Genomic DNA, 12,015 nt, shown 5'->3' with positions numbered 1-12,015 from the left:
TTGTAGGAATCGGACGTCGCCGCAAGCGCCGCGCAAACCGCGTGCAAGCGGGCACCGGTAGCGTCCGGATCATGTCGATACGATGGCTCGCGGGCGCGGCCGCGACGATGGCCGCGGCCGCGCTGTTGCTCCCCTCGCCCGCCTCCGCGTCCGCGTCCGCCTCCGGGACGGGGTCAGGTGGCCACGCCGCTCCGAGCGCTCCGGCCGCGCCGACGACGGTGGCCAAGCGGCTTTTCGGCGCCTGGCTGCGCGGCGACCGCGCGGCGGCGGCCCAGGTCGCCTCGCCGTCCGCGGTGAACACGTTGTTCGCCTACGTCTACCGCGCGCCAGACGGCTTCACCGGGTGCACCGGGAACCGGTGCCGGTTCACGCACACCAGCGTCCGGGTGCCGGGCGGCCTGAACGGGATCCTGATGATCGTCTCGGGGAGGAAGGTGACACGGGTCTACGAGTCCCGCCACCTCACCCGCCCGTCGGCGGCGGCGGCGTACCTGTTCTCCGCGTGGCAGAAGGGTGATCGCGACCGCGGGCTGGAGGTCGCCTCGACGGCGGCCGTCTCCTCCCTGTTCCGCACGAAGTACGACCCGGCCGGCGTGACGTACTACCCCCAGGGGTGTACTGCCGAGCCGAAGGGCTTCAGCTGCGCCTACTCTTACGAGGGCGGGGCCATGCTGATGCACGTCACCGGGTCGCGCTCCTCCGGGTACGAGGTGCGCTCGATCAGCTACATCGCGGACTGACCGGAAGCGCTGCGCCCGGCATCGCCCGGAGACCGGTCGACGACTACGCCCACGCGCGGTAGGAGCACGTGCTCGTCATCGCTGACGAGGTGGGGCAGCAGGGCGAGTACCGGCAGGACCTGCGGACGTATCAGACGGTCGGTATGGTGGCGCGTCCGCAGGTTGGACCGCATCGTGGGACACGCTGCACTTCGCGCCGTCGCACGTCTCCCGGCTGCTGCAGGCTGCTGACCTGCTGGCGTTCCTGCATCACCGGATCACCTCAGAGGCTTATCACCGTCACCTCATTGCCTGCGGTCCTGCACCACTCAGGCACGGGCGACCGCCCGCAGGTCATGGCGAGGAAAGGGCGCTGGGCCCGTGGCCGGACGCGCCTGCCGGACCGTGCGCGAGGCGAGTTGTCGGTGCGGCTTGCCACCATGGCTCTCAGAGGGCGTTTCGCAGCTTATACCCGTAACTGCCAGGTCTTCCTCGACTCCCAGGCCCAGCCCCCCGTGAGGAGCATGACGATAGTGATCACGATCAACGGGATCACCCAGATTCTGTCGCCATGCTTGGTGTCCATCATCGCCAGAAGAACGGCGATGCCGTCAAAGGCGAAATACACGGCGCCGACACCGGCGAGAAACCCGACGGCACCTCCGATGATGGCCACGGTCTTGCCGGCGATCGGCGCTATGAAGCGGGCGACCTGGGCGCACAATAAGCCGGCCAGACCGATGTCGGCGATGAGGACGACTCCCAGGGCAACGTCCCAGACATCGTCGAAGCCCCAAGCCTGGTGTTCCACCACTATTCCACGGAGGTAATTCCAGGGATCACCGACGTCCGTGAGCCCGAGGATACCCAGGTCGTTCATGAGGCCGAGGAAACCGAGTGTGAAGACAATCGCCATCATCACCGCGACGCCTTTGCGCTGCCACCCCTGCACGGGGACTTCCCCGGGTGGGAGGATCTTGGTGCGGTCCTGGACATGGGCCCGGCTCGGCTGCCGCTCACCGAGCATGGCCAGCGCCTGCTCAACAGTCGGCCTGCTGTGCGGGTCCTTGTCGAGCAGCCGGGTGATGAGCGGTGCGAGCCGGCCTGCTTTGCCCGGTGGTGGGGGCTCTTCCAGCAGGACCGCGGTCAGCGCCGCCGGTTGGGTGTTGCGGCGGAACGGCGAGACGCCCTCGACGGCGTGGTAGAGGGTCACGCCGAGGGAGAACAGGTCACTGGCGGGGAGCCCGTCAATGCCGCGCAGCCGTTCAGGGGCCATGTACTCGGGCGAGCCGATGAGCATCCCTGTGGTCGTCAAAGTGGTGTCGGTGGTGTGGACCGCGATCCCGAAGTCGGTGAGCAGGATCTTTCCGTCCCTGGCGAGCATGACGTTGGCTGGTTTGACGTCGCGGTGCACGATGCCGGCCTGGTGCGCCGCGCCCAGCGCTGCCAGCAGCCCCGCGGCGAGCTGCGCGGCCCGCTCCACCGGCAACGGCCCCTGCGTGTCGAGGTGCTCGTGCAGTGATTGGCCGTCGATCAGCTCCATCACGATCCAGGGCAGGCCGTCGGTGACGATGTCGTGGATGGCCGCGACGTTCTCGTGTGCCCGCAACTGGACGGCGTTGCGGGCTTCACGTGTGGTGCGCTCCAGCCGCTTGTCCTGCTCCGCCTCCGACATCCCGGGCAGCAGTTGCAGTTCCTTGATCGCCACGTCGACGTCCAAGACCTGGTCATGGGCGTGCCAGACCCGCCCGAACCCGCCGGACCCCAGTATGGCGATCAACCGGTAACGTCCGCCGACCATGTAACCAGGCTGTGCCGATGTCATGACCATCCGCCCTCTTGCCCTGAATGACGGTGATCAGAATAATCACCGCCATGGGCGTCGTGATCCATAATGCGATCCCGAGCAGCCGGCGCTAGGTACCACGCGTACTTACATCCCGCACTGCGAGGACGCTCAGAGTTGACCCATTTCGCCGCAAACCCAGATCGCCGCTCTGGAACCGGTCTGTAGTGCGCCGGCTCTGCCAGGTCGCGCCAGCGAATTGTTCCATCCGGATGCTCCACTCGCGAATGACGCAGGGTGGACCGTGCGATGGTGGCTCCTCGAAGTTAAGCGAGGTCGAGACATCCGCTGCTTTCGTCGGGTGGTGGCGCAGCGGGTGCGTAGACGCTGGTTTTCTGGATTGCGGAAGCCGTACGCATCGCGGGAAACCGTCTTGAGCACGCGGTCGGTCCCTTCGGAGCCCGCGTTGGTAGTGCCGGTCTGGATGAACACGGGGATTTCCGGCCACCGGTCTCGACCGTGCTCACCAACGCGCGCCCTTGAAAAGGAGAGGGCGGGCCGGCATCCGGGAGGATGTGGAGGCCGGCCCGCCCTCTCCTGCTCGCGGCCGCGCGTTACGCGCGGCCGATGGCGGTCAGCACCCGCTGCCGGACTTCGCGGTTCATCGCCCGCACCTCCCGCGGGTCGACGTCCACCAGCCGGCCGTCGCGCTTCTTCACCACGCCGTCGATGACCACGGCCTCGACCTCGTGCTTGCCGGGTGTGGAGAGCACCGCGTACGCGACCGGGTCGGCCAGGGTCACGTCCGGGTCGTGCGGGCGGACCACGATGACGTCGGCCAGCTTGCCCGTCTCGATCGTGCCGAGCCGGTCGCCGAGGCCCAGCGCCTTCGCGCCCTTGACCGTGGCGGTGGCGAAGACGTCGTCGAGAGACGCCGTCGGCGGGTCGAGCTTGAGGTCGATCGGGAACCGGCCGCCCTCACGCGCGGCCTGGTTGTCGAGCAGCGTCAGGTAGGTGAACAGCGACCTCATCTGCGCGAACAGGTTGAGCGGCATGATCGACGGGGGAGTGTCGATGCCGATCGCGATGTCGACGCCCGCCCGCATGGCCCGGTTGACGACGGCCAGCGACTTGCCGGACGAGGTCTCGGTCTGCGGGGAGATCGACAGCACCACGCCGGTCTCGGCCAGGAACCCCAGCTCCCGGTCGGACGCCCGGTTGCCGTGCGAGGGCACGATGTCCGGCCCGAGCAGCCCGCGCTCGTGCATCGCCATGAACTCGCCGATCTCGTTCGCGTGGAACGACATCTGGGCCCCCAGCGAACGCGCCCGGGTCAGCTCCTCGACGAAACCCTCGAAGAACTTCGGCCGCGGCGTGGCAAGGGCGAGGCCGATCTGCAGGGGGGCGTCCTGGTCCGGGTGCTCGGCGCGCAGCCGGACGAAGTCCTCCAGCCGCTCCCGCCGCGCCTTCTCGAACAGGGCGTCGTCCTCGATGTTGTACGCCGCGGTCATCCCGTAGGCGAGGAGGACCCGCTGGCCGGACCGCTGGTGCGCCTCGGCGGCGGCGTCGGCGTGCTCGCTGGTGGAGTTCGCGCCGTGGAAGAAGTCGAGCACGCCGGTGACGCCGTGGTCGATCATCTCGAGGCCGCAGCCGAGCGTGGACTCGTAGGTGTCCTTCGGCGTGAACGCGGGGCGGATCGGCCAGAAGATGTCCTCGTACGAGGGGCCGCCGAGCTTGCGCACCAGCAGACCGCGCCAGGCGTGCTCCCACATGTGCATGTGGGTGTCGATCAGGCCCGGCATCACGATGGCCTCGGTCGCGTCGATGACCTCCGCGCCGTCGGCCGCCAGGTCCGCGCCGATGGCCGCGATCCGGCCGTCCTCGATGAGGACGTCGTGGCCGCGCAGCACGGTCGCGTCGGCGTCCGCCGTGATGACGTGGCCGTTCTTGATCAGGATCTTGCTCATGCCCCTTCTTTCTCTCGCTGCTCGTGCCACCGACCTCGCCGGATCACTTGGCGGCGATGTCGATGCCGGTCGGGACGACCCCGCCCGTCGCCCGGTACGTGAGCCCGGTGAGCTTGCCGTTGTAGGCGATGATGTTGGTCGGCCTGACCAGGTAGATGGACGCCGTGGCGTCGGTGATGATCTTGTGGATCTGGTCGTAGAGCTTGGTCCGCTTGCCCGTGTCGGCCTCCGAGCGGGCCTCGGTCAGCAGGTCGTCGAGCCCGTCGGCGACGAACTTGCCGACGTTCGTGGGTGTGTCGCTCTCGTAGAACCGGGCCACGTTCATGTCCGGGTCCGCCGAGCCGGTGAAGGAGTTGAGGTAGACCTGGAACTTGCCCTGCTGGGTCGCCTCGGCCGAGGTGGTCGACTCCTGGATGTTGAGGGTGACCTCGAAGCCGGCCTCCTTGGCCATCTGCTGGATCATCTCGCCGACCCGGCGGTACTCCGGCATCTGGTTCATCAGGATCTCGATGTGGAACGGCAGGCCGACCCCGGTGGACTTCAGCAGTTCCTTGGCCGCGGCCGGGTCGTAGCCCGGGCAGCTCTGGCTCTCCTTGGTCGAGAACTCACTCGTCGGGGCCATGAACCCGCAGGCCGTCTCGTACTTGCCGCCGAATACCACCTTGTTGATCGCGTCGCGGTCGATGGCCAGCTCCAGCGCCCGGCGCACGTCGGCGTTCTTGGCGATCGGGTCGTCCAGCAGCTTCGCCGGCTTGGCCGCGCCGTCGGAGTTGCCGATGTTGAAGATCAGGTTCACGTGGCCGAGGCTCGGGAACGTCTCGATCTTCAGCCGGTCGGACGCCTCGATCGTCGGCACGTCGGTGGGCGAGACCCGGTCGATGATGTCCAGGTCGCCCGAGCGCAGGTTCGCGATCCGCACCGCCGAGTCGGGGATCACCCGGTAGACGACCTTGTCCAGGTGGACGTTGGCCGCGTCGAAGTAGTTGGGGTCCTTGACCAGCGTGACGTTGTCCTGCGCGACCCGGCCGGCGAACTTGAACGGGCCCGAGCAGACCGGGGCCGCGGCGAAGCCCTCGTCGCCGAGCTTCTTGACCGCGGTCGGGGACATGATCGTCCCGCCGCGGCTCGCCAGGTTGGACTTCAGCACGCCGGGAGCGATCGGGTAGTTGAACGTCAGCTCGACGGTGTGGTCGTCCACGACCGTGACGTCCTTCACCGCGTCGAGCTCGTTCACGCGCTGCGAGCCGGGCAGCGTCTTGTGCCGTTCGAGGGAGAAGCGGACCGCCTCGGCGTTCACCGGGGTGCCGTCGGCGAACTTGGCGTCCTCGCGCAGCGTGACGCGGGCGCTCTTCATGTCCTTGCTGAACTCGGGGTCCTTGGTCGCCAGCACCGGCACGGTGCCTTCGCGCATCTCGTTGTAGAGCATCTGGCAGAACGCGGGATAGAGCGCCGACGACGAGAGCGAGTTCGACAGGGTCGGGTCGAGGTTGCCCGGCTCTCCGGCCAGGCCGATGGCCACCTTTCTGCCGTCGGCGGCCGTTCGCTCCGACGACCCACCGGACGCGCACGCCGTGAGCCCAAGAGCGACCATGGCGGTGACGGCGACTGATCGCGCCGGAATGCGAACCTTTGTTTGATAATTCTTCTGGGACGCCATCGAGCATCTCCGATCGCGATGTTCCTGGGGGAGGAGGTGCGCCGAACCCGGTGGTTCAGGGCGGTGTCGGCGCGAGGGCGGACATCCGCTGGGGGTCCAGTTGCCGCCCGATGAATACAAACGATTGCAGTCCGCCCTGTCAAGAGCGGCGCGATTCGCGGCGGGACTCGCGTTTCCCCTGGAGGCGACCGCCGGAACGGCCTGTTGATCAGCACGTCTCGGGAAACGGCAACCAAACCGTTAACCGCGGCCCCGGTCTTGACAGCGGGCGGTTCGGCCAGGATGCTGCCTCGCTATAGCAATCGTTTGCAGAGGAGTCGCATCGACGTGAATGCGCAGGCTGATCTCATTCTCGTGAACGGCAAGATCACCACGATGTCGGACAGCGCGGACGTCCCGTCCGAGGTGCCGGCCATCGCGGTGGGCTGCGGCAAGGTCCTCGCCGTCGGTGACGACGCCGCGGTCCGGGCCAGGGCCGGCGAGAACACGCACGTCATCGACCTGGAGGGCGCTCGCGTCATTCCCGGCCTGATCGACTCGCACGTGCACTTCGTCCGGGCGGGCCGTACCTGGAACGACGAGCTGCGGTGGGAGAACGTCTACTCGCTGGCCGACGCGCTCGATCTGGTCGCGGCCCGCGCCGCGTCGTTGCCCGACGGCGTGTGGATCCGGGTGATCGGCGGCTGGGACGAGCGTCAGTTCGCCGAGGGCCGTGGCCCGACCCGCGAGGAACTGGACCGGGTCGCTCCGGCCAATCCGGTGTATGTGCAGATGCAGTACACCTACGCGGTGTTCAACACGGTCGGCATGGAGGCGCTCGGCCTGGACGAGGCCGGAGTGGCCGCCTCCCCGGACCCGGCAGGGTTCCAGCGGGACGCCTCCGGCGGGCTGACCGGCCGCGGCGACGGCATGAAGCTGATGACCTGGTTCTACCGCCAGCTTCCCGCGCCCTCACAGGAGGAGCAGGTCGCCTCGACCATCGCGCTCTCCAGGGAGTTCGCCCGGCTCGGCATGACCGGCGCCATCGACGGCGGCGGCGTCAACACCGGCCCCGAGGCGTACGGGGCGATCTACGAGGCGTGGCGCCGCGGCGAGCTGAAGACCCGGGTCCGGCTGTTCAAGCACGCCACCCGCCAGGGCACCGAGCCGGAGGACTTCGCCGGCTACCTGCGGTTCGAGTCGCCCCGGTTCGGCGACGACATCCTCCGCATGTCCGGCATCGGCGAGGTGCTGATGTACCGCACCCACGACCGGGTCGCCGAGCCGGCCGACTACGGCGAGGAGGCGATGGCCGAGACCAAGGCGCTGCTCACCGACCTGGCCGCCAAGCGGTGGACCGTGCAGATCCACGTGCACCAGCGCGAGTTCTTCCTCAAGCTGCTGGACACGATGGAGGAGATCGACAAGGTTCACCCGATCATCGACCTTCGCTGGGGCTTCGTCCACGCCGAGTCCACCTACCGGGAGGACATCGAGCGGCTGCGCGCGCTCGGCGCCGGACTGCTCTTCCAGAGCCTCTTCCGCTACAACGGCGAGTCGGCCATCGCCGCCTGGGGTGAGGAGCGGGTCACCCACTCGCCCGAGCTGCGTGACCTGACCGATGCGGGCATCCCGATCGGCTTCGGCTCGGACGCCATGCGGGTGGCCTCCTACAACCCGTTCCACAGCATGCAGTGGTTCCTCACCGGCCTGACCGTCTCCGGCACGCCGACGCTGCGCGCCCCGCACCTGCTCAGCCGGGAGGAGATCCTGCGCGGGTACACCGCCGGCGGCGCGTGGTTCACCTACGAGGACGGCCACCGCGGCCGGCTCGTCCCCGGCCAGCTCGCCGACCTGGCGGTGCTGAACCGCGACTACTTCGCGGTGCCGGTCGAGGAGATCCATCTGCTGGAGTCGGACCTCACGCTGCTGGGCGGCGAGGTCGTGTGGGACTCGGGTCGGTACAGTGCCCGCCTGGCCTGACACCACACGCGCCCGCCACGGGGAGCGGCGATGATCACCGCCGTCCTGGTGCGCGTCGCCCGCGCCGTGCTCACCCTGTTCCTGGCGGTGATCGTGGTGTTCCTGGGCATCCGTATGCTGCCCGGCGACATCGCCGTGGCCATGCTGGGCCAGGAGGGCAACCCCGACAATCTCGCGCAGATCCGTGCGGCGTACGGGCTCGACGACCCGATCTGGGTCCAGTTCGGGCACTATCTGGGCCAGGTCGTCCAGGGGAACCTCGGCCGATCCTCCTCCACCGGGCTCCCGGTGGCCGAGGTCATCGGCCGGGCTCTCCCGGTCACCCTGGAGCTGGCGGTGCTGGCGATGATCGTGGCGATCGTGATCGGCGTGCTGTTCGGGGTGGCCGCCGCCACCAACCAGGGCCGCCCGGCGGACTGGGCGGTCAGTTCCACCGCCCTGTTCTGGTTGTCGGTCCCCAGCTTCTGGCTCGGCATGATGGGGATCCTGCTGCTGTCGATCGTGTGGCCGATCCTGCCCGCCTCGGGGTTCATCCCGTTCTTCGAGAGCCCGGCGGACAACCTGCGGCACCTGGTGATGCCCGCGGCGGTGCTCGGCACCGGCTTCGCGGCGATCATCATGCGGCAGACCCGCTCGTCCATGCTGGACGCGCTGAGCGGCGACTACATCCGCACCGCCAAGGCCAAAGGGCTCAGCCGGAGCAAAGTGGTCTTCAAGCACGCGCTGCGCAACAGCCTGATCGTGGTGATCACCGTGGTCGGCCTGCAACTCGGCGCGCTGATCTCCGGGGCGGTGATCACCGAGCAGGTGTTCGTCATCCCCGGGATCGGCAAGCTCACCATCGACGCGATCTTCATGCGTGACTACCCGATGATCCAGGGGGTGGTGATCGTGGTCGCCGGGGCGTACATCCTGATCAACCTGCTCACCGACCTGCTGTACACCCTGGTGGATCCGCGCATCCGGCTGGGCGGAGGTGCGGCATCATGACCGTCACGACAGCGGGGACCGCCCGGCCGGCCAGGTCGCGCGCCCGCTCGACCGGCGCGCTCGCGGTCTTCCGCCGCGCGCTGCGTTCCCCCGCCGGACTGGCCGGGTTCGTCATCGCGGTCGTCGTGGTGGCGGCCGGGCTGCTGGCCCCGTGGCTCTCCCCGATGGCGCCGGAGGCGACCGACTACGCCAATCCGTTGTCCGGGCCCTCCGGCCTCCACCTGCTCGGCACCGACGAGCTGGGCCGTGACCAGCTCTCCCGGGTGCTGTACGGCATCAACGCCTCGGTGCTGGTCGGGCTCGCCTCGGTGGTGCTCGCCGCACTCGTCGGTGTGCCGCTCGGGCTGGTGGCCGGATACTTCCCCAAGGTGGACCGGGTCATCTCGCAGCTGGTCGACGTCATGCTGGCCTTCCCGAACCTGATCCTGGCCGTCGGCCTGGCCGCGATCCTCGGCCCGAGCGCGATGAACGCGGCGATCGCGCTGGCGGTCGGCGCGGTCCCCGGATTCGTCCGGCTGATCCGCGGCGAGGTGCTGCGGCTGCGCGGCCTGGACTTCGTCTCCTCGGCGATCGCGGCGGGCAACACGCACACGCGGATCCTGTGGCGCCACATCCTGCCGAACGCGACCAGCACGTTGCTGGTCCAGATCAGCGTCGCGATCCCGCACGCGATCCTCGGCGAGGCGATGTTGTCCTTCCTCGGCCTGGGCATCCGGCCGCCGACACCATCGCTGGGGATCATGCTGGCCGGCGCCCAGCAGTACATCGAGACGGCTTGGTGGCTGGCGGTCTTCCCCGGCCTCGCGATCGTGGCGCTCACCCTGGCGTTCAACCTGTTCGGTGACGCGCTGCGCGACGCACTCGACCCGAAGGGACGACGCCGGTGAACGTTCTCGACGTCCGCGACCTCTCGGTGGAGATCCCCACCGAGACCGGTCACGTGCTGGCGGTGGACGGCCTGTCCTACTCCGTCGGGGAGAGCGAGATCCTCGCCATCGTCGGCGAGTCGGGCTGTGGCAAGAGCGTGGGCGTGTTGTCCCTGCTCGGGCTCGGCCCGGAGCACGCCCGGGTGACCGGGGAGGTGAACTACGCGGGCCAGAACCTGCTCACCCGGAAGCCGGACGCGCTGCGCCGGGTTCGCGGACAGGACATCGCCTACATCTTCCAGGACCCGATGACAGCGCTGAACCCGCTGATGCCGGTCGGTAAGCAGGTCGAGGAGGTGCTGGCGCAGCACGCCTCGATGTCCCGCGCGGAGCGCCGGGCCCGGGTGGTCGAGCTGTTCGAGCTGGTCGGGATCCCCGCCGCCGCCGAACGGGCGCGGGCCTATCCGCACCAGCTCTCCGGCGGGATGCGGCAGAGGGTCATGATCTCGATGGCGATCGCGTGCGGCCCACGCGTGCTGATCGCGGACGAGCCGACCACCGCACTGGACGTGACCGTGCAGGCCGCCATTCTGGAGATCCTCAAGGACCTCCGCGACAAGCTCGGCATGGCGATCGTCCTCATCACCCACGACATGGGCGTGGTCGCGGACATCGCGGACCGTGTCGTGGTGATGTACGCGGGCCGGGCGATCGAGGAGGGCGGCATCGAGCAGGTCTTCCGCCGTCCGGCGCACCCGTACACCCGCGGCCTGCTCTCCGCGGTGCCGGTTCCCGGGCAACGCGCGGCGCGCGCCCGGCTGCGCGGCATCCCGGGGACCGTGCCGGTCATCGCCGAGTCCGTGGACGCCTGCACCTTCGCGGACCGGTGCGGGCGGGCGGACGAGGCGTGCCGGTCCGGCCGGCCGCCGCTGGCGGAGGCGGCCGGTGGCACCCGGGTGGCGTGCCGGCACCCCGAGACGAAGGAGTCGAACGGTGAGTGAGCCGAACACCGCCGTGGCGGGCGGCACCGGGAACGGGTCGGCCGACGTTCCGGCTCTGCACCTGAAGAACCTGGTGAAGCACTACGCCACCAGGCGCGGCACGGTCCGTAGCGTGGACGGCGTGGATCTCACCATCAGGAAGGGTGAGATCCTCGGGCTGGTGGGCGAGTCCGGCAGTGGCAAGTCCACCCTGGGCAAGCTGGCGGTGGCGCTGGCCGAGCCGACCTCGGGCAGCGTGGTCATCGACGGCACCGACGTCTCCCGGCTCTCCGGCCGGGAGTTGCGCCGCAGGCGGAAGTCGTTCAACATCGTCTTCCAGGACCCGGGCTCGTCGCTCAATCCCCGGATGACGGTCGGCGAGGCCGTCGCGGAGCCGCTGCGGATCCACCGGATCGTCGAGCGGCGGGGCGAGGCGCGTAAGGTGGCCGAGATCCTCGACACGGTCGGGCTGCGCCCGGAGATCGCCGACCGTTACGTGCACATGTTGTCCGGCGGGCAGCGCCAGCGGGTCAGCCTGGCCCGCGCGCTCGCGCCCGAGCCCACCCTGCTGGTGGCCGACGAGCCGACCTCGGCGCTGGACGTCTCGGTGCAGGCGTCGGTGCTCAACCTGATCGCCGACCTCCAGCACGATCTCGGGTTCGCCTGCCTGTTCATCAGTCACGACCTTGCCGCGGTGGAGTACCTCGCCGACCGGGTGGCGGTGATGTACCTGGGCCGGGTCGTCGAGGTCGCGGACGCCGAGAGCCTGTTCACCAGGCCACTGCACCCGTACTCGGAGATCCTGCTCAAGGCCGCGCCGCTGCCCGATCCCGACGCCCAGCGCACCCGGGAGCGGATCGTGCTGGGCGGCGACCTCCCCAGTCCGCTGAATCCGCCGGCGGGCTGCCGGTTCCACCCGCGATGCCCGATCGCGGTGGACCGGTGCCGGACCGAGGAGCCGGAGCTGCGCGAGATCGTCCGGCCAGGCGGCGCCACGTCGTCGTTCGCCTGCCACCTGGTCGACGACCAGGGGGTACGGCCGCCGCTCATCGCGGACATGCCCTCGGGCTGACCGCTCCAACGACCAT

Annotated in this window: 9 protein-coding genes and 2 pseudogenes; 7 read left to right on the top strand and 4 right to left on the bottom strand. The window is 69.2% G+C overall.

The genetic code is table 11. The features are described 5' to 3' along the window. Positions 1 to 71: 71 nt before the first annotated feature. Positions 72 to 740 carry a hypothetical protein gene (locus AWQ70_RS01090; RefSeq protein ID WP_067168819.1) on the top strand — a complete coding sequence of 223 codons (669 nt, stop codon included), beginning with the start codon at positions 72 to 74 and terminating at the stop codon, positions 738 to 740. 166 nt (positions 741 to 906) lie between these two features. Further along, a pseudogene (locus AWQ70_RS42330) lies at positions 907 to 1,197 on the top strand (DUF3800 domain-containing protein); the annotation flags it as partial. Here AWQ70_RS42330 and AWQ70_RS01085 read toward each other — a convergent pair. The 4 genes and pseudogenes from AWQ70_RS01085 to AWQ70_RS01075 all read right to left on the bottom strand — a co-directional run bounded on the left by AWQ70_RS01085 (position 1,186) and on the right by AWQ70_RS01075 (position 6,063). Then, positions 1,186 to 2,520, bottom strand: coding sequence for a serine/threonine-protein kinase (locus AWQ70_RS01085; protein ID WP_169808602.1), 1,335 nt, complete (start codon positions 2,518 to 2,520; stop codon positions 1,186 to 1,188). The pseudogene AWQ70_RS42330 and the gene AWQ70_RS01085 overlap by 12 nt on opposite strands. 156 nt (positions 2,521 to 2,676) lie before the next feature. Continuing rightward, a pseudogene (locus tag AWQ70_RS40920) lies at positions 2,677 to 3,009 on the bottom strand (transposase); the annotation flags it as partial. A 110-nt stretch (positions 3,010 to 3,119) separates the two neighbouring features. Beyond that, complete coding sequence (locus AWQ70_RS01080; RefSeq protein WP_067168814.1) at positions 3,120 to 4,472, bottom strand: amidohydrolase family protein; 1,353 nt, start codon at positions 4,470 to 4,472, stop codon at positions 3,120 to 3,122. Positions 4,473 to 4,515: 43 nt separating this feature from the next. Continuing rightward, positions 4,516 to 6,063: an ABC transporter substrate-binding protein gene (locus AWQ70_RS01075; protein WP_169808601.1), complete on the bottom strand. Its 1,548-nt coding sequence runs from the start codon at positions 6,061 to 6,063 to the stop codon at positions 4,516 to 4,518. A gap of 393 nt (positions 6,064 to 6,456) precedes the next feature. On the opposite strand from AWQ70_RS01075, the gene AWQ70_RS01070 reads away from it, so the two are divergent. From AWQ70_RS01070 to AWQ70_RS01050, 5 genes are read left to right on the top strand one after another with little or no spacing between them, the layout of a single operon-like run. Next, positions 6,457 to 8,091 (top strand): amidohydrolase, encoded by a 1,635-nt coding sequence (locus AWQ70_RS01070; RefSeq protein ID WP_169808600.1) that lies wholly within the window; start codon positions 6,457 to 6,459, stop codon positions 8,089 to 8,091. A 30-nt stretch (positions 8,092 to 8,121) separates the two neighbouring features. Then, positions 8,122 to 9,081: an ABC transporter permease gene (locus tag AWQ70_RS01065; protein ID WP_067168806.1), complete on the top strand. Its 960-nt coding sequence runs from the start codon at positions 8,122 to 8,124 to the stop codon at positions 9,079 to 9,081. Then, on the top strand, positions 9,078 to 9,968 hold the full coding sequence (locus AWQ70_RS01060; protein ID WP_067168804.1) for an ABC transporter permease: 891 nt from the start codon (positions 9,078 to 9,080) through the stop codon (positions 9,966 to 9,968). Before AWQ70_RS01065 ends, AWQ70_RS01060 begins: the two co-directional genes overlap by 4 nt. Next, positions 9,965 to 10,948, top strand: coding sequence for an ABC transporter ATP-binding protein (locus AWQ70_RS01055; protein WP_067168801.1), 984 nt, complete (start codon positions 9,965 to 9,967; stop codon positions 10,946 to 10,948). Before AWQ70_RS01060 ends, AWQ70_RS01055 begins: the two co-directional genes overlap by 4 nt. After that, positions 10,941 to 11,999 carry an ABC transporter ATP-binding protein gene (locus AWQ70_RS01050; protein WP_245646612.1) on the top strand — a complete coding sequence of 353 codons (1,059 nt, stop codon included), beginning with the start codon at positions 10,941 to 10,943 and terminating at the stop codon, positions 11,997 to 11,999. Before AWQ70_RS01055 ends, AWQ70_RS01050 begins: the two co-directional genes overlap by 8 nt. Positions 12,000 to 12,015 lie beyond the last annotated feature (16 nt).

Origin of the sequence: Microtetraspora niveoalba (assembly GCF_001570405.1) — a bacterium.
Taxonomy (GTDB): domain Bacteria; phylum Actinomycetota; class Actinomycetes; order Streptosporangiales; family Streptosporangiaceae; genus Microtetraspora; species Microtetraspora niveoalba.
Note: the sequence above shows the minus strand (reverse complement) of the source record. Positions and strands in the feature narration are given on the sequence as shown.

What these genes read in the sequence shown, in the direction of transcription:
- AWQ70_RS01090 (WP_067168819.1), top strand. Translation starts at nt 72, where the DNA reads ATGTCGATACGATGGCTCGCGGGCGCGGCCGCGACGATGGCCGCGGCC.
- AWQ70_RS01085 (WP_169808602.1), bottom strand. Translation starts at nt 2,520, where the DNA reads ATGGTCGGCGGACGTTACCGGTTGATCGCCATACTGGGGTCCGGCGGG.
- AWQ70_RS01080 (WP_067168814.1), bottom strand. Translation starts at nt 4,472, where the DNA reads ATGAGCAAGATCCTGATCAAGAACGGCCACGTCATCACGGCGGACGCC.
- AWQ70_RS01075 (WP_169808601.1), bottom strand. Translation starts at nt 6,063, where the DNA reads ATGGTCGCTCTTGGGCTCACGGCGTGCGCGTCCGGTGGGTCGTCGGAG.
- AWQ70_RS01065 (WP_067168806.1), top strand. Translation starts at nt 8,122, where the DNA reads ATGATCACCGCCGTCCTGGTGCGCGTCGCCCGCGCCGTGCTCACCCTG.
- AWQ70_RS01060 (WP_067168804.1), top strand. Translation starts at nt 9,078, where the DNA reads ATGACCGTCACGACAGCGGGGACCGCCCGGCCGGCCAGGTCGCGCGCC.